At 70.8% G+C, this 22,657-nt stretch carries 20 protein-coding genes; 5 read left to right on the forward strand and 15 right to left on the reverse strand.

The window, feature by feature from the left end; translation table 11 throughout:
* From kal to kdd, 5 genes are all read right to left on the reverse strand, one after another.
* Complete coding sequence (gene kal / locus KUA19_RS12090; RefSeq protein ID WP_217396281.1) at positions 1–384, reverse strand: 3-aminobutyryl-CoA ammonia lyase; 384 nt, start codon at positions 382–384, stop codon at positions 1–3.
* Between the two features lie 76 nt (positions 385–460).
* Positions 461–1,225, reverse strand: coding sequence for a lysine 5,6-aminomutase subunit beta (kamE, locus tag KUA19_RS12095; RefSeq protein WP_308167430.1), 765 nt, complete (start codon positions 1,223–1,225; stop codon positions 461–463).
* Complete coding sequence (gene kamD, locus KUA19_RS12100) at positions 1,222–2,811, reverse strand: lysine 5,6-aminomutase subunit alpha (RefSeq protein ID WP_217396282.1); 1,590 nt, start codon at positions 2,809–2,811, stop codon at positions 1,222–1,224. Before kamD ends, kamE begins: the two co-directional genes overlap by 4 nt.
* On the reverse strand, positions 2,798–4,348 hold the full coding sequence (locus KUA19_RS12105) for an amidohydrolase (RefSeq protein WP_217396283.1): 1,551 nt from the start codon (positions 4,346–4,348) through the stop codon (positions 2,798–2,800). Before KUA19_RS12105 ends, kamD begins: the two co-directional genes overlap by 14 nt.
* A gap of 4 nt (positions 4,349–4,352) precedes the next feature.
* Positions 4,353–5,426: an L-erythro-3,5-diaminohexanoate dehydrogenase gene (gene kdd / locus KUA19_RS12110; protein WP_217396284.1), complete on the reverse strand. Its 1,074-nt coding sequence runs from the start codon at positions 5,424–5,426 to the stop codon at positions 4,353–4,355.
* A gap of 154 nt (positions 5,427–5,580) precedes the next feature.
* On the opposite strand from kdd, the gene KUA19_RS12115 reads away from it, so the two are divergent.
* Positions 5,581–6,942 (forward strand): KamA family radical SAM protein, encoded by a 1,362-nt coding sequence (locus tag KUA19_RS12115; protein ID WP_217396285.1) that lies wholly within the window; start codon positions 5,581–5,583, stop codon positions 6,940–6,942.
* A 32-nt stretch (positions 6,943–6,974) separates the two neighbouring features.
* Here KUA19_RS12115 and KUA19_RS12120 read toward each other — a convergent pair whose 3' ends face one another.
* A complete protein-coding gene (locus tag KUA19_RS12120) occupies positions 6,975–7,850 on the reverse strand; it encodes a methyltransferase domain-containing protein (RefSeq protein ID WP_217396286.1) in 876 nt (291 codons plus the stop codon).
* A gap of 183 nt (positions 7,851–8,033) precedes the next feature.
* On the opposite strand from KUA19_RS12120, the gene KUA19_RS12125 reads away from it, so the two are divergent.
* Positions 8,034–8,597: a histidine phosphatase family protein gene (locus tag KUA19_RS12125; protein WP_217396287.1), complete on the forward strand. Its 564-nt coding sequence runs from the start codon at positions 8,034–8,036 to the stop codon at positions 8,595–8,597.
* A gap of 10 nt (positions 8,598–8,607) precedes the next feature.
* Here KUA19_RS12125 and KUA19_RS12130 read toward each other — a convergent pair whose 3' ends face one another.
* Positions 8,608–9,915, reverse strand: a complete 1,308-nt coding sequence (locus KUA19_RS12130) for a chloride channel protein (protein WP_217396288.1) — start codon at positions 9,913–9,915, stop codon at positions 8,608–8,610.
* Between the two features lie 127 nt (positions 9,916–10,042).
* Between KUA19_RS12130 and KUA19_RS12135 the strand changes: the two genes are divergently transcribed.
* The 3 genes from KUA19_RS12135 to KUA19_RS12145 all read left to right on the forward strand — a co-directional run bounded on the left by KUA19_RS12135 (position 10,043) and on the right by KUA19_RS12145 (position 13,160).
* The gene (locus KUA19_RS12135; protein WP_308167431.1) at positions 10,043–11,401 is read left to right on the forward strand and encodes a ferredoxin reductase family protein; all 1,359 of its coding nucleotides are present in this window, start codon (positions 10,043–10,045) and stop codon (positions 11,399–11,401) included.
* 3 nt (positions 11,402–11,404) lie between these two features.
* Positions 11,405–11,851 (forward strand): FMN-binding protein, encoded by a 447-nt coding sequence (locus KUA19_RS12140; protein WP_217396289.1) that lies wholly within the window; start codon positions 11,405–11,407, stop codon positions 11,849–11,851.
* 85 nt (positions 11,852–11,936) lie between these two features.
* Entirely contained in the window at positions 11,937–13,160 is a 1,224-nt protein-coding gene (locus KUA19_RS12145; RefSeq protein WP_217396290.1) for a cation:proton antiporter domain-containing protein, read from the forward strand.
* On the opposite strand, the gene KUA19_RS12150 is transcribed toward KUA19_RS12145, so the two are convergent.
* The 8 genes from KUA19_RS12150 to KUA19_RS12185 form a co-directional block, all read right to left on the reverse strand.
* A complete protein-coding gene (locus KUA19_RS12150; protein WP_217396291.1) occupies positions 13,120–14,619 on the reverse strand; it encodes a YfcC family protein in 1,500 nt (499 codons plus the stop codon). The two genes, KUA19_RS12145 and KUA19_RS12150, sit on opposite strands and share 41 nt — an antisense overlap.
* Positions 14,600–15,937: a Na+/H+ antiporter NhaC family protein gene (locus KUA19_RS12155; protein WP_254549202.1), complete on the reverse strand. Its 1,338-nt coding sequence runs from the start codon at positions 15,935–15,937 to the stop codon at positions 14,600–14,602. Before KUA19_RS12155 ends, KUA19_RS12150 begins: the two co-directional genes overlap by 20 nt.
* Entirely contained in the window at positions 15,930–16,082 is a 153-nt protein-coding gene (locus KUA19_RS12160; RefSeq protein WP_217396292.1) for a hypothetical protein, read from the reverse strand. The genes KUA19_RS12155 and KUA19_RS12160 overlap by 8 nt, the downstream gene beginning before the upstream one ends.
* A gap of 11 nt (positions 16,083–16,093) precedes the next feature.
* Positions 16,094–17,356 carry an arginine deiminase gene (locus tag KUA19_RS12165; RefSeq protein WP_217396293.1) on the reverse strand — a complete coding sequence of 421 codons (1,263 nt, stop codon included), beginning with the start codon at positions 17,354–17,356 and terminating at the stop codon, positions 16,094–16,096.
* Between the two features lie 2 nt (positions 17,357–17,358).
* A complete protein-coding gene (gene arcC, locus KUA19_RS12170; protein WP_217396294.1) occupies positions 17,359–18,294 on the reverse strand; it encodes a carbamate kinase in 936 nt (311 codons plus the stop codon).
* A 2-nt stretch (positions 18,295–18,296) separates the two neighbouring features.
* Complete coding sequence (gene argF / locus KUA19_RS12175; RefSeq protein WP_217396295.1) at positions 18,297–19,298, reverse strand: ornithine carbamoyltransferase; 1,002 nt, start codon at positions 19,296–19,298, stop codon at positions 18,297–18,299.
* A 21-nt stretch (positions 19,299–19,319) separates the two neighbouring features.
* The gene (locus KUA19_RS12180; RefSeq protein ID WP_217396296.1) at positions 19,320–22,079 is read right to left on the reverse strand and encodes a cation-translocating P-type ATPase; all 2,760 of its coding nucleotides are present in this window, start codon (positions 22,077–22,079) and stop codon (positions 19,320–19,322) included.
* A gap of 242 nt (positions 22,080–22,321) precedes the next feature.
* Positions 22,322–22,639, reverse strand: coding sequence for an SHOCT domain-containing protein (locus KUA19_RS12185; protein ID WP_217396297.1), 318 nt, complete (start codon positions 22,637–22,639; stop codon positions 22,322–22,324).
* Between the last annotated feature and the right edge of the window lie 18 nt (positions 22,640–22,657).

Consider the following 22,657-nt stretch of genomic DNA (forward strand, 5'->3'; position numbering starts at 1 on the left):
TCACGCCTTGGGCGGCACGACCACGGTGCCGGTCGCGGTCACCGCGACCACCGGCGGGTCCAGTACCTGCGCCGCCGACTCCGACACGTCCGGGCGGCCCCGGCACACCACCCGCGCCTCGAAGTCGATGGTGCGGCTGCGGGTGCCCATCCGGGTCACCGTCGCCGAGATCTCCAGCACGTCCCCGGCCCGCATCGGCGCCCTGAACTGCACATCGGAGTACGACGCGAACAGGCCCTCGTCCCCGTCGGTGCGGATGCACACCTCGGTCGCGACATCCCCGAACGCGGCGAGTGCGTACGCGCCGTCGACGAGGTTGCCCGCGTAGTGGGCGTGGCTGTACGGCACATACCGGCGGTGGGTCACATTCAGTCCGACGCTCATGCCGAAACCCCGCTTCGCGCGTATTCGGCACGGGGCACTTCCGCGCTGCACTCCATGATTCGCTCGCTTCGCTCGCTCATGCGGCTGCCTTCTCCTTCTTGCGCTCGGCGCGCTGGGTGATCAAAGCGTGCACCAGGTAGCTGGCGACCTCACGTGGCGTCGTGCCCCGGCCGAAGATCCGGTCCACGCCCAGCTCACCGGCCATCAGCTCATCGAAGCGGGGCCCGCCGACGATCAGCAGCGGCCGCTTGTCGGCCGGCATCGCCTCCCGGAACGCCGCCGACATCTCCCGCGTGTTGTGCAGGTGCGCGTCGCGCTGCGTCACGACCTGCGACACCAGCACCGCGTCGGCCTTCTCCGCCTTCGCCGCGGCGACCAGCTCCGGGACCGTCACCTGGGCGCCCATGTTGACGACCTTCAGCTCCCGGTAGTACTCCAGGCCCTTCTCGCCGGCGATGCCCTTGAGGTTGAGGATCGCGTCGATGCCGACGGTGTGCGCGTCGGTGCCGATCGTCGCCCCGACCACCGACAGCTTGCGGCGCAGCTTCTGCTTGACGACCGTGTTGACCTCCTTGGCGCCCAGCAGCGGGAAGTCACGCTCGATGACCTGCACCTTGTCGAGTTCGACCAGGTGCCGCACCGACCCGTACACGACGAAGAAGGTGAACCCGTCACCCATCTGCTTGGCGTGCACCAGCATCGCCGGGTCCAGGCCCATCTTCGCCGCCAGCTGCAGCGCCGCACCCTCGGCCTTCTTGTCGTGCGGCAGCGGCAGCGTGAAACTGACCTGGGTCATGCCGTCGCCGGTGGTGTCGCCGTACGGGCGGATGACCGTGCTCACTGCTGCTCCCCCTTGGCCGGCGCCTCCAGGATGTCGGTGGCCGGGTTGTAGTAGCCGTCCTCGTGCGCGGCGACCCCGTCCAGGCCCTTGCCCCGGTTCGCGGGCCGTTTCATGATCCCGAACGTGCCGTCGGCGATCGCGTTCAGCAGGGTGTCGTCCTCGATCCGGGCCAGCAGGTCGATCGCCTCGTCCAGGACCTGATGCGCCCGCTGTTGGATGAACCCGCCCGGGGCGGGCACGAAGTCCTCGTGCAGGTTCCCGGCCGCACCCAGCACATACCGGACGTTCTGCAGCGCGATGTCACGGTCGGACAGCCACGGCGTCACCACCGCCTCGGTCATCATCCCGACCAACAGGATCCCCTGCCCGGTCAGCGTGCCGACCAGGTTGAAGAAACCGTCGAGCAGGTTGCCGCGGAACACGTCACCGGTCATGTGTTTGGTCGGCGGCATCCACTTCAGCGGCGCGTGCGGGAACAGCTCCCGCGCCAACAGCGCGTGCGCCAACTCCAGGCGGAACGACTCCGGCAGCTCCGGGTTGATCTCGAACGCGTGGCCGAGGCCCAGCTGCCAGTCCGCCAACCCGGCCTCGTGCGCGAAGTACTCGTTGAGCAGCTGCGACACCGTCACCGTGTGCGCGGCCTCGACCGCGTCGGCGGTCGTCAGGTAGTTGTCCTCACCGGTGTTGATGATGATCCCGGCACGGGCGTGGATCTGGCGACTGAACCGCTGGTCGACGAACGTACGGATCGGGTTGATGTCCCGGAACAGGATCCCGTACATCGAGTCGTTGAGCATCATGTCCAGCCGCTGCAACCCCGCCAGGGTCGCGATCTCCGGCATGCACAGACCCGACGCGTAATTGGTCAGGCGCACGTAGCGGCCGAGCTCCCGGCTGGACTCGTCCAGGGCCGCGCGCATCAGCCGGAAGTTCTCCTGCGTGGCGTACGTGCCCGCGAAACCCTCCCGGGTCGCGCCCTCGGGCACGTAGTCCAGCAGCGACTGGCCGGTGGAGCGGATCACCGCGATCACGTCGGCGCCCGCGCGGGCGGCGGCCTGCGCCTGCGGAATGTCCTCGTAGATGTCACCGGTCGCCACGATCAGGTAGATCCACGGCCGCTGCTTCGGATCCCCATACTTCTTGATCATCTTGTCGCGTTCGACCCGGTTACGGTCGACCTGCCTGATCCCCGCGGCCACCGACCGCCGCGACGCCTTGCGCGCCGCAGTGACCGCCTTGCCGCGGGGCAGGTCGAACCGCAACGACCCCGACGCAGCCTTCTGCGCCAACAACGTCAGGTCCGCACCCGACCCGGACAGGCCATGCTCGGCCACCGCGTGGAACACCGGCAACGCCACCCCGTGCCCCAACCCCACATCGGCGCGCACCGCGTCGACCAGGCGGTTCACCCACGGAATACCGTCGGCGTCGGCGCCGGTGATCCCGGCCAACCGCAACACCGCCCGCTCCACCGACACGGTGGTGTGCGAACGGGCCAACTCCACGACCGGGCGCCCGGCCCGCGCCGCCAAGGCACGAGCACGAGCGACCAGCTCCGGGTCCAGATGCAGCTTATTGCTGTGCATAGATCGTTTCTCCACGAAGGACGGTACGGACACAAACCGGCAGCTCATCATGCTGCCCAAGCATCGGAAGGGTTCCCGCCAGACCAGCCGGGGCACGCCACACCGCGAACGTCGCCGGCGCCCCCGGCACCAGCACCCCCTCGCCGTCACGGTGCACCGACCGCCAACCACCACGGGTGTGCGCGGCGAACGCCGACTTCGGACTCATCCGCTGCTGCGGATTGAAGTGCCACACCGCCGCCCGCACACTGCCCCACGGATCCAGCGGCGTCACCGGGCTGTCCGAGCCGAACGCCAGCGCCACGCCCGTGTTGTGCATCTGCCCCATCGGGTTGGACGCCAGGCTGCGCTCAACACCCAGCCGCTGCGCGTACATCTGCCCGGTGCCACCCCACAGGCGGTCGAACGCGGGCTGCATGCTCGCCACGATCCCGAACTCCACGAACGCCGCGATCAGCCGCTTGTCCATGATCTCGGCATGCTCCACCCGGTGCCGGGCGTCACGGATCGCGTCCACGCCCAGCTTCTGCTCCGCCATCGCGAACCCCGCCACCACCGTGGAGATCGCCTCGTCGCCGATCGCGTGGAAGCCGCCCTGCATCCGGTGCGCATGGCAGTCCAACAGGTGGTCACGCACCTGCTCGGCGGTGACGTAACCGTGGCCGCAGCCCTGCTCCCCGTCCAGGTACGCCTTCGTCACGTGCGCGGTCCGCGAACCCAGCGCCCCGTCGGCGTACAGGTCCCCGCCCGCACCGACCGCACCCAGCTCCCGGGCCTTGGCCGCGCCCAGCAGCTCGCCCCAGAACCCGTACACCTCCGGCAGGCCCTGGCCGGACAGGCGCAGCAGATCCGTGAAATCGGTCTCGCTGGACGTCCCCGGGCCGCCGCACTCGTGCACCGCCGCGATACCCAGCGACGCCGCATGCCGCAGGGCCGTCACCTGCGCCTGCTGCCGCTGCACCGTCGTGATCTGCCCGAACGCCCGCTCCCGCACCACATGATGGGCGTCGCGACGCACCCAGCCGGACGCGTCGTAGCCGGGCACCCCGACCGCCAGCGCCAGCAGGTCCGACGAGACCAGCGCCGAATGGATCGACGCCTGCGACAGGTACACGCTGCGCCCACCCGCCGCCCGATCCAGCTCCACCGCCGTGGGCGGGGTCTGCGCCGCACCCCAGGTGCTCTCGTCGAACCCGTGGCCCAGCACCACCGCGTCCTGGCCCAGCCCGTCGGCGAACCCCGACACCGCCTTCAACAGGTCCGTCGCGCTACGCACCGCCGACAGATCCAGGCCCGCCAAGGCCAGACCCGTGTCCGTGGCATGCACATGCGCGTCCACGAACGCCGGCGTCACCAACGCACCACCGAGATCCACCCGAACATCCGCGCTCGGCGCGTCGGACAGGGGGCCGAGCCACACGATCGTCTGACCGCGCGTCAACATCGCCGTCGCCGCCGGATCAGCGGGACTGCGAACCACAGCGTTGCACCACAGCGTCGTGGGCTCCGCCGGCAGGGGGGTCACCGAAGTCTGCATGAGGTCAGTGTGCCGTGTCCGGCGCACCCGCCGAGGACTCCTGCCGCAGCCGGGACTCGAACAATTCCCGAACCGCCGGCACCGACCGCAGCAGACCCAGCGCGTACGCCGCATGACCAGGCACGTAACCGTTACCCACCAGCATCGTCACATCCGCGGCCAGACCCTCGGCACCCAACGCGGCCGCCGCGAAACTCGTCGCCATCGAGAAGAAGATCACCGTGCCGCCGTCGGCCGTCGACAGGATCGCCCCGTGCTCACAACCCGGCACGTCCACGCACACCACCGTCACGTCCGCCGCACCACCCAACGCCGCCGACACCGCGTCCGCCAGCGCCACCGGGTCCCGGGCATCCGCGAGAGCCACCACATCGGCCAGGCCCGTCGGCTCCAACAGCGCCCGCTCGCGCTCCACCGGCACGATCCCGACCGTACGGGCCGCACCCGCCGCCCGAGCCGCGGCCAGCGACAGCGAACCGCTCTTGCCCGCCCCGCCGATCACCGCCACGGACGGGGCGTTGCCGCGCTCGGCGTGCTGGCGCACCACCCGGGCCGTCAACGCCGGGGCGCCACACACGTCCATCACCGCCAGGGACAGCTCCGGATCCAGGTCGGCGGGCAGCACCGCGGCGATCGAACGCGCGAACAGGATCGCGTGACCCTCACACGGGACCTGCTCGCTGCGGCCGTCCCAGCGCTTGAGGCCATCGGTGACCGACAGCGGGGTCAGCGTCAGCGAGACCAGGGTCGCGACGCGGTCGCCGACGCTCAGGCCCAGCGGCGACTGCGGGCCGACCGCCTCGACGGTGCCGATGAGCATGCCGCCCGAGCCGGTGACCGGGTTCTGCATCTTGCCGCGGCTGCCGATGATGTCAAGCACCTCGGCGCGTACGGCGGCGCCGTCGCCCGCGTGCTTGGTCTCCAGCTGCCGGAAGCTCGCGGCGTCGAGGTTCAGCCGCTCGACCGAGATCCGGACCTCGTCCTGCCCGATCTCCGCCGAATTGTCCAACCGAAGTGCCGCCTGGGGCAGTACGCCCTTCGGCTCCAGCACCCGGTGCAGCCCGATCGGTGACGTCATTGTCCGGTTCTCCCTCAAAAAGTGACGCTCTCCCGCGATCACCAAGGCAAATCTGCTGCCTAAGTTAGCGCTCGCGGGAAATTCTACGGCAGAATAGTTGGTGAGCCGAAGAAGTTCCAGTATGGTCATCTGGACCGCAAAGGAGAGGCCACCGATGAACGCTGGGCAGCCCTACGAGTACCGCCGCGTGGAACTTGTCGAACCCGACTGGACCCGGTTCCCGGGCTGGCGGAACGTCACCCCCGCACAGTGGGAGTCCGCACAGTGGCAGCGCGTCAACTGCGTCAAGAACATCAAGCAGTTGCGCGCCCTCCTCGGTGACACCGTCGACGAGCGCTTCTACGCCGACCTCGAGGCCGACCAGAAGGCCATGGCCACCATGTCCATGCTGGTCCCGCCGCAGATGATGAACACCATGGCGCGCGAGGAACTGACCACCGAGGCGTTCTACGCCGACCCGGTCCGCCGCTACATGATCCCCGTAGCCTCCGACCGGCTCACCGAATGGGCCAGCCACCCCCACGCCAGCCGCGACAGCCTGCACGAGCACGACATGTGGGTCGCCGAGGGCCTCACCCACCGCTACCCCACCAAGGTGCTCGCCGAACTGCTGTCCACCTGCCCGCAGTACTGCGGCCACTGCACCCGGATGGACCTCGTCGGCAACTCCACCCCGGCCGTGGAGAAGCTCAAGCTCGAGCTCAAGCCAGTCGACCGCTACGACGCCCACATCGCCTACCTCAAGGCCCACCCGGGCGTACGCGACGTCGTCGTCTCCGGCGGCGACGTGGCCAACGTGCCCTGGAAGAACCTCGAGTCGTACCTGATGCGGCTGCTGGAGATCGACACCATCCGCGACATCCGGCTGGCCACCAAGGCGCTCATGGGCCTGCCCCAGCACTGGCTGCAGCCCGACGTCGTCGAGGGCCTGGAGCGGGTCGCCCGCACCGCCCGCCGCCGCGGCGTCAACCTGGCCATCCACACCCACGTCAACCACGTCAACTCGATCACCCCGACCGTCGCCCGCGCCGCCAAGACGGCGCTGGAGGTCGGCGTACGCGATGTGCGCAACCAGGGCGTGCTCATGCGCGGCGTCAACGCCACCAGCCCCGACCTGCTCGACCTGTGCTTCGCGCTGCAGGGCGAGGCCAACATCCTGCCGTACTACTTCTACATGTGCGACATGATCCCCAACGCCGAGCACTGGCGCGTCTCCGTCGCCCACGCCCAGGCCCTGCAGCACGACATCATGGGCTACCTGCCCGGCTACGCCACCCCGCGCATCGTCTGCGACGTCCCGTTCGTCGGCAAGCGCTGGGTGCACATGCTCACCGAGTACGACCGCGACAACGGCATCTCGTACTGGACCAAGAACTACCGCACCTCCATCGAGGCCGAGCAGGACAGCGACGTGCTCGCCAAGCGCTACGCCTACTACGACCCGATCGACACCCTGCCGGAGTCGGGCCAGAAGTGGTGGCGCAAGCAGCTCGAGGAGCAGCAGATCCAGGCCTGACCAGCACACACGTGACGGGCGCCCGCGAGGTTTCAGCGGGCGCCCGTCACGTGTGTCGGGGCCGTCCCCGCCACCACCCAGATCGTCAACGCCACCAGGAACTCGTCCCGCTCGGCCGCGTCGGCCACCGCCGCCAGCCACCGTTGCACCATCTCGTCGTTGCCCCCGCCCGGCCCCACGATCTGCAGCAGCAGGTCCCGCTTGAAGTACGGCACCACATGCTGGGCCTCCTCCGGGTCGGTGAAGTGCACCGTCACCGGATGGCACTCGACCCCCACCACCCCCGCCTGCCGCAGCCGGTTGCGCAGCGTACGCCCCATCGCCGGGTTGCTCATCACCGTCCGCTGCCGCATCCGCCACAACATCGGCGTCAACACCTCGTAGGCGATCCCCTCGAACGCCAGCGACTCCCAGTCGGTGTCCACCAGGCACACCCGGCCACCCGGCCGGGTCACCCGCACCAGCTCCGCGATCACCGACTCCGCGTCGTCCAGATGCTGCAACGTCCGCTCGCACCGCACCGCGTCGAAGCTGCCCGAGGCGAAATCCAGCCCTGTCAGGTCACCGGCCGTGAACCGCACTGCCGCCGCCCCCGGATGGGCCCGCAGCCACACCGCGTACCGCCGGTCGGCCAAGGCGAGCATGCTCTGCGACTTGTCGACCCCGTCGACCGAGCCTTCCGGCCCGACCCGCAACGCCAGCGGGTAAGCCGCCTCCCCCAGCCCGCACCCGCCATCGAGTACGCGCTGACCGGGCGCGAGCCGCATCGCGTCGGCGGCCACCTCGCGGATACGCGCGATCGTCGGATGCGCCGCCGCCGACTCCAGATACGCCGCCAACCGTGCCCTCACCTCCGCCGGGCTGCGGTCCACCCCGGCGTAGTGCGGGATGAGCGGCTCGTCGGTCACAGCTCCATTCTGTGAGCGCACCGGCCGACCTGACCCGGCCCTTCCGGTATGTCGTCGCCCGAAGGGCGTCCTCATTGAGTCTTGTGAGGCGGAGCCCATCCGCTAGGCAATCCTAGGACGCTAGGAATTGAACTCGACGGCCGATAACGCCCGCTCGGTGCCGAACGCCGCTAACGTGTGCTCATGCGTGAGATCGTGCTGATCAGGCACGGGCAGACCGAGTGGAGCGCCAACGGGCGCCATACTTCCTTCACCGACCTGCCGTTGACCGCCGAGGGCGAGCGGCAGGCCGGGAAACTGGCGTCGCAGCTGGCCGGGCGGGCGTTCGCGGCTGTGCTCTGCTCTCCCCTGCAGCGCGCCGTACGCACCGCGGGGCTGGCCGGGTTGGACATCACCGCCACCGACGACGACCTGCTGGAGTGGAACTACGGCGCCTACGAGGGCCGGACCACGGTGGAGATCCGGCAGGAGCGGCCCGAGTGGACGCTGTGGCAGCACGGCTGCCTCGGCGGCGAGACCGCCACGCAGGTGGGCGCCCGTGCCGACCGTGTCCTGGACCGGGCCCGGACCATGCTGGCCACCGGGGACGTCGCGCTGGTCGGGCACGGGCACCAGTTGCGTGTGCTCACCGCCCGCTGGCTCGGCCTGCCACCGGCCGACGGCGCGCTGTTCCGGCTGGAGACCGGCACGGTCAGCGTGCTCGGCTACGAGCGGGAGACGCCGGTCCTGCTCCGCTGGAACTCCTGACCCGGACGCCTCACCTGCTGTCCGGCAGCGGATCACGGTTCAGGCCGTTGGTGAAGATGTGCTCGGCGACGAACGCGACCACGACCGCGACCAGCACCACCGGTGCCATGCCTACGGCGTAGCCGCCGAGCAGCAGCAGGACCAGCACGGTCGCGCTGACCGGGGCGGGCAGCGCGGCGACGGTCGCCGCGGCCATCCCCGCCGCCAGACCGCCGACCAGGCCCAGTCCCGGCAGCGGAGCCGCCAGCACCCCGAGCACCCCACCGAGACAGATCGCCGGGAACACCGGACCGCCGCGCAGCGACGCCAGCGACAGGGCGTAGCCGAGGCCCTTGGTCAGCAGCAGGAGCACCAGCGCGGCCGTGGTCCAGCTCTGCGGCGCGGCGGCGACGGCGGCCAGGGTCTGCTGGCCCGAGGAGGCGACCTCGGCCGGGTCGCGTCCAGTGAGCAGCGCGTAAGCGCAGGCGCAGGCGGCGACCGCCAGCGCGGCGAGCGGGGTGCGGGTCAGGGGCCGGGCGGCGACCGCCGGGGCGACGGCACGGGCCAGGCCGTGTACCCAGCGGACACCCAACGCCGCGACCAGGGCGATCGGGACGCTCCACAGCAGATCCGCCGGATCGGGGCGGATCGCGCCCGGCGGCAGCGGCAGGCTCAGGTGAGCGATCGGCAGCCCGGTCCAGGCGCCCAGACCGGTGAAGACGACCGCGCCGATGCCCGCCGCCATCAGGCACGGCAGGATCACCAATGACAGCGCCAGTCCACTGAGCTGCACCATCTCCATCAACAGGATGGCCGCGACGACGGGGCTGCCGAACACCGTCGCGATAGCGGCGGCGGCTCCGGAGACTCCGATCACGGTCGCCCGCCGCTGCCCCATGCCGAGGCCGCCCGCCACCCAGGCGGCCAGGCCGCTGCCCAGCGCCATCAGCGGCGCCTCGGGTCCGAGCACCGCGCCCAGCGGCAGGCTCGCGAACGCCGCGAGCAGCACCCCGGGCAGTTCGACGGGTGGGCAGACCCCGGCGCCCATGCCGTCGGCGGGCACGTGGCCGCCGTGGCCCGGCAGGAACCGCACCACCGCACCGACGGCCAGACCCGCGACCAGCAGCAACGGAACCGGCCACCACCAGGGGTTCCCGCCGGTCAACGCGTGCGGCAGCGTCTCCCAGGCCCAGTGCTCCAACTGGTGTATGGCGGCCAGAAACCCGAACGCGGCCAGCGACACCGGCACGCCGAGCACTCCCGCCAGCGCGATCAGTCGCAGGTAGTCGGGGCGCCGGACCAGGTCTTCTGGGGACGGTGCCACCGCCGGTTGCGCCATATCGTCACGATACGGTCGCCGAGCGCGAATCGGACGGTTATGGCGGCGCGGTCACCACAGCTACAGCGTCCTAGGAATCTGGAAAGTTCCCCGGAACCTCACCCGACAGCCAGGACTCGTGTGGGGCGTGACTCGACCCCACTCCCCCGCCGCGCTCGCGCGCGGCCTGACCGCCCTCATGGGCGCGGCCACCGTCGGCGCCGCCGCCGCGCTGTGGCTCGCCCGGGGCGGCCTCGGCGAACTGGCCGGGCAGCCGTACGTCTCGACCGGTCGGTTGACCGGGTTGCTGGCCGCGGATCTCCTGCTGCTCCAGGTGTTCACGATGGCGCGGGTGCCGTGGCTGGAACGCGCCTGGGGGCAGGACCGGCTGGCGCGCTGGCACCGGCTGACCGGGTTCGCCTCGGTGTGGCTGCTCCTGGCGCACCTGGTGCTGATCAGCGTCGGATACGCGGTGACGGCCACCGTCGGTCCGGTGGACCGGTTCGTGGAGCTGGTGCTGACCTATCCGGGGATGCTGTTGGCGGCGACCGGAGCGGGACTGCTGCTGGCGGTGGTGGTGCTGTCGGTGCGGGCGGCGCGGCGGCGGCTGCGGTACGAGAACTGGCACCTGCTGCACCTGTACGCCTACCTCGGCATCGGCCTGGCCCTGCCGCACCAGCTGTGGAACGGCACCGAGTTCGTGACCAGCCCGGCCGCCCGCGCGTACTGGTGGACGCTGTACCTGGCGGCGGCCGGTTCGGTGCTGTTGTTCCGGCTGGCGCTGCCCTGGTGGCGCAGCCACCGGCACCGGCTGCGGGTCGACCGGGTCGTGCACGAGGCCTCCGACGTGTACTCGGTGTACCTGTCCGGGCGGCGCCTGGACCGGCTCGCGGCCAGGCCGGGGCAGTTCCTGCTGTGGCGGCTGCGCACCGGCCGGGGCTGGACCCGGGCGCACCCGTTCTCACTGTCGGAGGCGCCCCGGGCGGACCGGCTGCGGTTCACGTTCCGGTCCGGCGGCGACGACGGGGCACGGCTGGCCGCCGCGAAGCCGGGCACGGCGGTGCTGGTGGAAGGGCCGTTCGGGAGGCTGACCGAGGACCGGCGCCACGGCGGCGGCGTGCTGCTGATGGCCGCCGGAATCGGCATCACGCCGATGCGGGCGCTGTTGGAGGGCATGACAGTCGACGGTGAGCTGACGCTGATCTACCGGGCCCGCACGGAACAGGAGCTGGTGCTGCGCGCGGAGCTGGACGAGATCGCGGCCCGGCGCGGCGCGGCGATCGTGTACCTGCCCGGCTCTCCCCCGCCGGGTCGGGTGTCCTGGCTGACCGCCGAACTGGCGGCGCGGCGGGCCGACCACGAGGTGCTGGCCGACCTGGTGCCGGGGCTGGCCGAGCGGGACGTGTTCCTGTGCGGGCCGCCACCGTGGATGGACGCGGCCCGGGCGGCGCTGCGTACGGCGGGGGTGCCCGCCCGCCGCGTGCACAGCGAGCGGTTCGGGTGGTGACCCATGCGTAAGATCGCGTTCTTCCTGATCGGAACGGTCGCCGGGCTGGTCGCGCTGGTCAGCTACCGCACCAGCCGCGGCGAGGCGCTGCCGGTTCCGGCCGCCACGGCGCCGCCCTCCCCCGGCCCGTCCGGATCGCCGTCGGCGTCCCCGCTGCCGTCGTGGCCGCCGGGCGCGCATGACGTCGATGGCCCGGTCATCACCACGGAGTTCGGCACGGTACAGGTCAGAGTGGTGCTCGACGGCCCGCGCCTGGTCGACGTGGTGCCGCTGAAGGTGCACGACATCCACGGCCACTCCCTCGAACTCAACGACTACGCGTTGCCGCTGCTGCACGACGCGGTGCTGGCGGCGCAGAGCGCCGAGGTGGACACGGTGACGGGGGCGACCGTCACCAGCCAGGCGTATCTGACGTCGCTGCAGGCGGCGCTGGACGCGGCGGCCAGGTGAGGTGGCGCTGGTTTCCGATGTGCGCTGCTTGTCCGGTGACACAATCGACGGTGTGATGAGCCGCGGCCCTGGTCCGGGCTGAGCCGTGTATGAGCTGATCGGGCTGAGCGTGGTCCTGATCGCCTGGGCCGCGGTGTCCGGGCGGGCGGCCCAGTTCAGCATCACCGTCCCGATCGCACTGATGCTGGCCGGGCACCTGCTGGCGGGCGGCTCCGCGCCGCTGGTGTCGCTGGACACCAGCTCGACCGCGTTGCAGCACCCGCTGCAGGCGACGCTGGCGCTGATCCTGTTCGCCGACGGCACCGGGATCACGCTGGGGCGGCTGCGCCGGGCCGGGCACCTGCCGCTGCGACTGCTGCTGGTGGCGTTCCCGTTGACCGTCCTGCTCGGGTACGCCGTCGGGGCGCTGCTGTTCCCGGCCGCGAGCGGTTGGGTGATCGCCCTGGTGGCCGCGGCGGTGGCGGCCACCGACGCCAGCCTGGCCGAGGCGGCGGTGCACGACGAGCGGATCCCGCACGACGTGCGGCTGGCGGTCAAGGTCGAGAGCGGGTGCAACGACGGCCTGGCGGCGCCGCTGGTCCTGTTCTTCCTGTCCGGGGCGCTGGCCGCCGGGCACGACGAGGGCACGGCACCGCTGCTGTCGCACACGCTGCGGGAACTGGCGATCGCGCTGGTGGTGGGTGTGGCCGTGGGGGTAGGCGCCGGGCACCTGCTGCGGTGGGCGCGCAAGCGGGCGTGGTCGACGGTGACCGCCGAGCGGCTGGCGTACCTGGCGGTGGGGGTGCTCGCGTTCGAGGCGGTGCACGCGCTGCACGGCAACGGCATCGTGGCCGGGTTCGTGGCGGGCCTGGCGGTGCGGGCCGTGGATCGGGACCTGCCCGCAGTGCGTCTGCAGACCGTCCACGACGTGGTGACGCTGCTGTCGGCCGGGGTGTGGTTCGTGTTCGGGTCGTTGGTGTGGCGGTCGCTGTCGGCGCTGGACTGGCGGGTGGTGGGGTACGCGCTGTTGAGCCTGACCGTCGTGCGGATGCTGCCGGTGGCGGCCAGCCTGGTCGGGTCGCACCGGCCACGGCGAGAGGTGCTGCTATTGGGCTGGCTCGGCCCGTGCGGCCTGCCCAGCGTGATCTTCACGCTGCTGGCGGTGGAGCAGCTGCGTGGGCCCGCCGCGACGCTCACGGCCGTGCTGATCACGGCGACGGTGCTGCTGAGCGTCCTGGCGCACGGGCTGTCGGCGGCGCCGATCGCGCAGCGCTGGGAACTCGGCCCGGTCAGGTCAGCAGGGCCGCCAGGGCCAGCAGCACGACCGTGATCCCGGCCAGGACCGCCAGTAACGGCCACACCCAGCGCAGGTAGCGGCCGTACGGCACCCGCGCGATCGCGAGCCCTCCCATGACCACCGCCGAGGTGGGGATGAACAGGTTCATCAGCCCGGAGGCGCTCTGGTACGCGGTGACGACCAGGTCCTGTGGGACACCCAGGAACGACGCCAGCGGCGCCATGATCGGCATCGCGACCGTGGCCAACCCCGACGACGAGGGGATGAGGAACGACAGCGGCAGGAACAGCAGGTACATGACGATCGAGAAGGCAGCCTCGCCGACGTCGCCCAGCGCCAGTTCCGCCCAGTGCAGCACGGTGTCGGTGATCTGGCCGTTGTTCATGATCACGGTGATGCCGCGGGCGATGCCGATGATCAGGGCCACGCCGAGCAGGTCGCGGCCGCCGTCGACGAAGGCCTCGGTCAGTTCCCCCTCCCGCATCCGGCCCAGCAGCCCGATCAGGATCGCGAACAGCAGGAACGACGCGGTCATCTCCGGGAACCACCACCACAGGGTCGGCAACGGAATGCCCAGATCCGACCAGGGGATGACGCCGTACATCATCACGATGAAGGCCAGCGCGAACACGCCGAGGATCAGCTTGTGGCGGCCGGTCAGCGCGGCGGTGGACGCCTCGTCGGACAGGTGGAAGTGGGCGTCGTTGTCGGCCTTCATGTCGTACACGGCCGAGGCGGCGGGGTCGCGTTTGACCTTGTCGGCATAGCGCAGCACGAACACGGTGCCGACGGCCAGGCACACCAGCAGGATGATCAGCCGTAGTAGGAAGCCCTGGCTGATCGGGATGCCCGCGAAGCCCGACGCGATGCCGGTGGCGAACGGGTTGATGGTGGAGCCGAGCACCCCGATCCCGCAGCCGAGCAGCAGCACTGCCGCGCCGGTGAGGGTGTCGTAGCCCGCGGCGACCAGCACCGCGATGACCAGGGTGTAGAACGCCAGGCTCTCCTCGGCCATGCCGAAGGTGGTGCCGCCGAGGGCGAACACCGCCATCAGGATCGGGATCATCCACCGTTCGCGGCCGTGCAGCCGCTGCACCAGCCGGCCGATGCCCGCCTGGATGGCGCCGGTCCGCATCGTTACGCCGAGGAAGCCGCCGATGACGATGATGAACAGCGCCACGTCGATCGCGCCGAACAGCACGCCGGAGTGGTAGTAGCTGATCTTCCCGGCGGCGTCCTCGATGCCGTAGAGGCCGTTGATGGGCGCGGTCAGCGAGTCGACGATGATCCGCTGCGGGCTGGCCGGGACCGGGTGATAGGTGCCGGGGATGGGATTGCCGTCGGGGTCCAGGTCGTAGGTGCCCGCGGGCACCAGCCAGGTCGCGACCGCCATCAGCACGATCAGCGCGAACAGGATCGTGTACGCCGAGGGCAGGGTGAATTTACGTCGCCTGCCCGCCGGTACGGCCGGGTCAGTGCTCTGTGTCGTCATCGCCGCCTCCCGCCGGAGCCGTGCCGAGCGCGCCGCCGGACGGTGCCGGAACCGGTTCCGGGTCGGCGGTCGGCACCTTGAAGCCGAGGAACCCGTACGCGATGTCCAGCAGCGGGCTGAGGATGTTGAAGAAGCAGAACGGCAGGTACGCCGCCGTCGGCACGCCGAGCACACCGGAGATGTACGCCCCGCAGGTGTTCCACGGCACCAGCACCGAGGTGACCGTGCCGGAGTCCTCCACGGCCCGCGACAGCACCTGCGGGGCCAGCCCCCGCCGGGCGAACTCGTCGCGGAACATGCGGCTGGGCAGCACGTCGGCGACGTACTGGTCGCCGGCGATGACGTTGAGGCCGACGCCGCTGGCGTTGGCCGCCAGGATCAGCGAGCCGCGATGGCGCGCCCGCGCCACGACCGGTGCCGTCAGCCGTTGCAGGAACCCCGCGTGCTCCATGATCGCGGCGAAGGACAGGGCACCGAGGATGAGCCAGACGGTGGTGAGCATGCTGGCCATGCCGCCGCGCGAGAACAGCTGGTCGACCTTGGGGGCGCCGGTGTTGCTGACGAAGCCGGTGGCCATGGCGCCGAAGACGGCCTTGACGCCGGTCGCGACTGTGCCCAGCGACGGGTCGTCGACGAACGCCCGCACCGCCGCGGGCTGAGTGAACGGGGCGAGCACGCCCGCGAACAGGGCCGAGCCGAGGATGGCCAGGAACGGCGGGTAGCGGCGTACCGCGAAGTAGACCAGCAAAGCCAGGGGCAGCAGGCAGATCACGGAGACTCGGTACGAGCGTTCCAGCGCGTCCTCGGCGGCGGCGGTGCCGGCGGCGGTCTCGGGCCGGGTCCGCAGCCCGATGATGACGAACGCGACCCCGAGCGTGCCCGTCGTGGTCCAGGAACTGCCGGTGACCATACCGACCACGGCGCAGACCAGCGCGGTGGTGAAGAAGAACCAGGCCGGGTTGACCAGCTTGATGCCGTAGTCGACGACGGTCGGGATGGTCCCGGCCATGTTCCAGGTGCCGATCAGCGCCCCGACCGCGAGCAGGATGAACACCGCCCCGATGGCGGAGGTGACCCCGCCGACGGCGGCGTCGGCGACCGCGGCGACGGTGTGGCCGTTCTTGAAGGCGACCAGGCTCGCGAACGCGGCGGCCAACAGCAGCGCCACCTGGAGCGGTCCGTCGGTCGCGCCGACGCCGAACAGCACGATCGTGGTGGCCAGCAGCGCGATCAGGACCACGACCGGGGCGAGCGCGTCGAGCAGGGTCGGCGGCCGGATCGGCCGGTGCGGCAGCGCCGCCTCGGGACCGTCAACCATGGTGGGAGTCCGTCGCGGTGGGCTGGCTCAGCCGGCCGTTGATCTGCCAGCCGTGGTGGTGGGCGATGCCGCGGGCGTACGCCATCAGCATGAAGATCGCCAGGATCGCGACGATGATCAGCAACACGCGCCGGAAGTCGGGCATCGCGGCGCTCCTCACAGGGGGTCGCGCAGCAGCGGGCAGGTCATGCAGTGCCCCCCGCCGCGGCCCTTGCCCAGCTCGAAGCCCTCGATGGTGATCACCTCGATGCCGAACGCGCGCATCTTGGCGATGGTGTGGGTGTTGCGTTCGTAGGCCACGACCACGCCCGGTGACAGCGCCACCACGTTGTTGCCGTCGTCCCATTGCTCGCGTTCCTGCTGGTAGACGTCACCGCCGGTCTCGACCACACGCAGCCGCCCGACGCCGAGCGCGTCGGCCATCGCCGTGAGCAGGTCCGGCTCCTCGGTGACATGGAAGCTGCCGGGGCGGCGGCCGGGCCGCAGGCTGATCGCCCGTACGGTCTCGACGACCTTCGGGTAGACGGTGACGGCGTCGCGGTCGAGCATCGTCATGACGGTGTCCAGGTGCATGTGCGCCCGGTCCTTGCTCATGACCACCGCGATGATCCGGTCGGCGGCGCGCCGGGCGAACAGCGCCCGCGCCAGCTCCTCGATCATGCGGGCCTGGGTGCGTTCGCTCATACCGATGAGGACCGTACCGTTGCCGATCGGCTGCACGTCGCCGCCTTCGAGGGTGGCGCGGCCGAAGTCGACCACGTTGAACCGGCCGTCGTCGCCCAGCTCCGGATACCAGTAGTCGAACTTGGCGTCGGCGAACATCGGGTGCGCCCGGTAGACCGCGGCGACGTTGTACGCCTCCGGGCGCCGGGCGGGCCAGTACATCGGGTTGACCGACACCCCGCCGTAGATCCAGCACGACGAGTCGCGGGTGAACAGGGTGTTCGGCAGCGGCGGCAGGATGAACGCGCTGTCGTCCTCGGCGGCGGCCGCCCCGAGCGAGGTGCCGCGGAACAGGCTCAGGTCGAGCTGAGCCTCACCGACGGTGAGGCCGCCGATGAGGTGCCGGGCCAGCTCCTGTGGTGGCAGCGCGTCCAGGGCGGCGCGGACCGCGTCGACCAGCGACAGGCCGACGGTGTACTCCGACGCCGACAGCTCGATCATCCGCTGCCGGGCCGGTTCGCTGGCGGCCAGGGTCTCGCCGAGCAGGTCCTGCAGGTGGAAGACCTCGACACCGCGCTCGCGCAGGCGGGCGACGAACTGGTCATGCTCGTACTGCGCCCGCTCGACCCACAGCACGTCGTCGAAGAGCAGGTCGTCATGGTTGGACGGGGTCAGCCGCCGCAGGCTCAGGTCCGGCCGGTGCACCAGGACCTTGCGCAGCGTGCCGACCTCTGAGTGGACTCCGAAGCCTTCCATGCTCACCCCGCTCCTTCCGTGGCCGTGCCCGCGGCGACCACCTGGGTGCCCGCCCGGCCGTGCACGACGTCCTCGATCCGCGCCAGGCTGCCGATCGCCGCGCGCCTGCCGGTGTGCTCCACGAACCGCACCGCCGCCGCGACCTTCGGGCCCATCGACCCGGCGGCGAACGCCTGTGGGGACAGCTCACCGGGGGTGACCTGGCCGAGGCGGCGCTGCCGGTCGGTGCCCCAGTCGAGGTAGACGGCGTCGACGTCGGTGGCCATGACGAACAGGTCGGCGTCGACCTCGCGGGCCAGCAGCTCCCCGGCGAAGTCCTTGTCGATGACAGCCTCGACGCCGGTGAGGGTGCGGCCGCCAGGGGCATACATGGTCGGCACCCCACCGCCGCCGCCGCAGATGACCACCACGTCGCGTTCGATCAGCCACCGGATCGGCCGGATCTCGAAGATCCGCTTCGGTTCGGGGGATGGCACGACGCGCCGCCACCGGTCGCCGTCGGGTTTGACGGTCCAGCCCTTGTCGGCGGCAAGCTGCTTGGCCTGGTCCAGGTCGTAGACGGGACCGACGAACTTGGTCGGGTCGCCGAACGCCGGGTCGGCCGGGTCTACCTCGATCATGGTGAGAATCGTGGCCAGCGGCGTCTGCTCGGGCAGCAGGTTGCCGAGCTCCTGCTCGATGACGTACCCGATCATGCCTTCGGTCTGCGCGCCGAGCACGTCCAACGGGAACGGCTCGCCCCCGGCGTACGCGGCGCCCTGCAGGGCCAACAGCCCGACCTGCGGGCCGTTGCCGTGGGTCAGCACGAGTTGGTGCTCGCGAGCGAGTGCGGCCAGCATCGGTGCGGCGGCGCGGACGTTGGCCCGCTGCGCGTCGGCGGTCATCGGCTCACCCCGGCGCAGCAGCGCGTTGCCGCCCAGGGCCACCACGATCCGCATGATCAGTCGCCCAGCGTGGCCACGAGCACGGCCTTGATGGTGTGCAGCCGGTTCTCGGCCTGGTCGAACACGATCGAGTGCCGGGACTCGAACACCTCGTCGGTGACCTCCAGCGCGTCGAGGCCGAACTGCTGGTAGATCTGCTCGCCAACCTTGGTGTCGCGGTTGTGGAACGCGGGCAGGCAGTGCATGAACCGCACGTTCGGGTTGCCGGTCCGGCCGATCACGTCCATGTTGATCTGGTACGGCTTGAGCAGCTCGATCCGCTCACCCCACACCCCGGGGTCCTCGCCCATCGACACCCACACGTCGGTGTAGAGGTAGTCGACGCCGCGCACGCCCTCGTCGACGTCGGCGGTGAGGGTCAGCCGGGCGCCGGTCTCGGCGGCGATCTCGTGGCAGGTCTTGACCAGGTCCTCGCGCGGCCACAGGTGCTCGGGCGCGCACAGCCGCACGTCCATGCCGAACTTGCAGCCGCCGACCATGAGCGAGTTGCCCATGTTGTTGCGGGCGTCGCCCAGGTAGCAGAACCCGACGTCGTGCAGCGGCTTGTCGCTGTGCTCGGTCATGGTGAGCATGTCGGCCAGGATCTGGGTCGGGTGGAACTCGTCGGTGAGCCCGTTGTAGACCGGCACCCCCGCGTACGCGGCCAGGGTCTCCACGTGCTCCTGGGCTGAGCCCCGGTATTCGATGCCGTCGAAGGTGCGCCCGAGCACCCGGGCGGTGTCCTTCATCGACTCCTTGTGGCCGATCTGCGAACCGGTCGGCTCCAGGTAGGTGACCTGGGCGCCCTGATCGTGGGCGGCGGTCTCGAACGCGGTGCGGGTGCGGGTGGAGGTCTTCTCGAAGATCAGTGCGATCTCCCGGCCGCGCAGCCGGGGCTGCTCATAGCCGCCGCGCTTGGCCGCCTTCAGCTCGGCCGACAGCTGGAGCAGATAGCGCAGTTCGGCCGGGGTGAAGTCCAGTTCCTTGAGAAAGCTGCGGTTGCGCAGGTTGAACGCCATGGCGAGTGCCTCCTCGACCGGCTAGGCCGGTGCCTGCGCCGGCTCGACCGGGACCGGCAGCGTGTGGTGGGCGCCGCGCCGCCGCAGCACCAGCTTGATGAGCTCCTCGACGACCAGCAGCGTCAGCGCGATGGCGATGCAGATCAGCCACTGGTTGAGGTTGAGCCAGCTGGTGCCGAAGATCCTGCGGAGCGGTTCCAGCGCGGTGACCGCGATGATCGCCAGCAGGGCGAAGCCGTAGCGGCGCAGCTGCGCGATGCCCGGGACCGCGTCCCGGTCGAAGATCGTGTTGACCTGGTCGCGGGAGAGCAGCCCGCCGACCAGGTGGAACAACGACAGGGTGGTCAGCAGCATGGTCGCGCCGACGACCGGCCCGCCGTGGCCGTGCCCGATCTGGTACGCCGCCAGCGACCCGACCGTCATCACCGCACCCTGGATGCACAGCCGCACCCAGTTCGCCGCCGACAGCACCGGGGCACCGACCGGCCGCGGTGGGCGGTCCATCAGCCCGCCGGTCGGGTTGTCGAAGCCGAGCGCGATCGCGATCGGGATGTCGATGACCATGTTCAGCCACAGGATCTGCAGCGGGTTCAGCGGCGCCCCGGCGGCGATGTTCAGGATGCCCGCCCCGATGAAGATCGCAATGTAGGCGACCAGCGTCGACATCTGGAACCGCAGGTACTTGAGCAGGTTGTCGTAGAGGGAGCGGCCGTACTCGACGGCACTGACGATGGTGGCGAAGTTGTCGTCGGTGAGGATCATGACGGCGGCCTCCTTGGAGACCTCCGTCCCGGTGATGCCCATGGCCACACCCATGTCGGCGGCCTTGAGCGCGGGTGCGTCGTTGACGCCGTCGCCGGTCATCGCCACCACGTTGCCGCTGGCCTTGAGCAGCCGGACCAGGCGCAGCTTGTCCTCTGGCGCCACCCGCGCGATGACGCCGATCTGCGGCAGCTGGGCCAGCAGCTCCTCGTCGCTCATCGCCGCGAACTGGGTGCCGGTCACCGCGCGTCCCTCGATGCCCAGCTCCGTGGCGATCGCGGCGGCGGTGGTGGCATGGTCGCCGGTGATCATCCGGACCCGGATGCCCGCCTTGCGGCACTGCCCGATCGCGGTCTTCGCCTCCGGGCGCGGCGGGTCGACGATGCCGACCATGGCGAGCAGGGTCAGCTCGCGCACCTGCTCGATCAGGTTCGCCGCCGGGTCGAACGCCGCCGGGTCGAAGTCGCGCTGGGCCACCACCATCACGCGCTCGCCCGCGGCGGCGATGCGGTCGTTGGCGTCCAGGGCGAGTTGCCGGTTGTCGTCGGTGACCGGCACGATCGTGCCGTCGGGGTCGCGGTACGAGCCGCTGCGCGAGATGAGCACGTCCGGAGCGCCCTTGACGTAGCAGCGGATCACCGGCTGCCCGCCGTCGCCGGTCATCCGGTGGAACGTGGCCATGAACTTGTAGTCGGAGTCGAACGGCACCTCGGCGATGCGCGGGTACGCGGCGCGGGTGTCGTCCAGGTCCAGGCCGCCCTTGGCGCCGAGCACGATCAGGGCACCCTCGGTCGGGTCGCCGATCAGGCTCTCCCCGTCCAGCACCGCGTCGGCGCAGAGCACCATCGGCAGCAGGTACGGGTCCAGGTCGATCCGCAGCCCGCCGACGTGCTTGATCTCGCCCTCGGTGCGGTAGCCCTCGCCCGTGACGGTGAACCGGTGCTTGCCGGGGATGGCCAGTTCCCGGGCGGTCATCTTGTTCAGCGTCAGCGTGCCGGTCTTGTCGGAGCAGATCACCGACGTCGAGCCCAGGGTCTCCACGGCGGGCAGCCGCTTGACGATGGCGTTGCGGCGGGCGATCTCGCGGGTGCCGATGGACAGCAGCGCGGTGACCACGGCGGGCAGGCCGGTCGGGATCGCCGCCACAGCCAGCGCGACACCGGTGATGAACAGGGTGTCGAACGACTCGCCGCGGGCCAGGCCGATCAGGATGACCAGCACCAGCGCGATGCCGGCGATCGTCGCGATGATCTTCGAGAGGCTGTCGAGCTGCTTCTGCAGCGGCGTCTTGTCGGCCTCGGTCCCGGCGAGCAGATGCGCGATGTGGCCGATCTCGGTACCCATGCCGGTCGCGGTCACGATCATCTCGCCGCGGCCGCGGGTGACCGAGGTGTTCATGTACGCCACGCTGGTCCGGTCGCCCAGCGGCACGTCGCCGCCGGGGACCGGGTCGGCGCTCTTGGCCACCGGCAGGCTCTCCCCGGTCAAAGCGGCTTCCTCGATCTCCAGGGTGGCGGCGACGGTGATGCGGCCGTCGGCGGGGACGCGGTTGCCGGCCTCCATGAGCACGATGTCACCGGGGACCAGCTGCTCGGCGTCGATTTCGACAGCCTGGCCGTCGCGGCGTACCCGGGCGACGGTCTTGAGCATCTGCGCCAGCGCGCGGACGCTCTCCTCGGCCTTGGCCTCCTGGCGCAGGCCCACCACGGCGTTGAAGACGGTCAGCCCGACCAGCACCAGGGTGGTGCCCCACTCGCGGGTCACGAGTTGGTTGACCACGGCCGCCGCGAGCAGCACGATCTGCATGAAGTCGCGGTACTGGCGGATGAAGGCGGCGAACGCCGACTCCTTCTTGCCGCCCGCGAGGCGGTTCGGCCCGTGCTCGGCGAGCCGCTCGGCGGCCTGCGCGGCGGTGAGGCCGCGCTCAGGCTGGACCTCGAACGACTGGGCGACGTCCGCGGCGCCACGGCTGTACCACAGCGCCAGGTTTCCCGCACCGGCCTCCCGGTCCAGCTCCATGGCCGCTCGCTTTCTGGTGACCGGACCGCCCGTGGGCTGACAATAACGGCAAATCTGACTAGACAGTCTTAGACGGTGTACCGGTTAGAACAACATATTCCTGGCACCTAACACCCGTAGTGGATATGCGAAGACCCACCGCAAACCGACAGCTGCGATCGGTCACTGCCCGGGTCCGGGCGTACACGACGGGAGCGGCGGGCCGTTGGCACCGGCCCGCCGCTCCCGTCGTCAGGTACGGATCAGCTCGCCAGGATCGCGTTCTTCTGCTGCTCGAACTCGGCCTCGGTCAGGATGCCCTGCGCTTTGAGGTCGCCGAGGGTCTTCAGCTGGTCCAGCTTGGCCGTCATCGGGTCCCCGCCGGCAGCCGGTGCGGCGGCCGGGGGCGGCGGCGGTGCCGCGTACGCGGCCTGCTGCTGCGCCTGCTGTTCCTGCTGGTAGGCCTCCGCCTGCTCCTGCTCGGCCCACCGGCCCGCCTGGCGGCGCGACACGCGGTTGGAGACCGCCGTCGCGGTGCCCGCGATGACCGCGGTGCGCGCGACTCCCCGTAGAAGTCCCATGATCACTCCCCGTCTCGA

This window comes from Catellatospora tritici (genome assembly GCF_019083965.1).
GTDB classification, from domain to species: domain Bacteria; phylum Actinomycetota; class Actinomycetes; order Mycobacteriales; family Micromonosporaceae; genus Catellatospora; species Catellatospora tritici.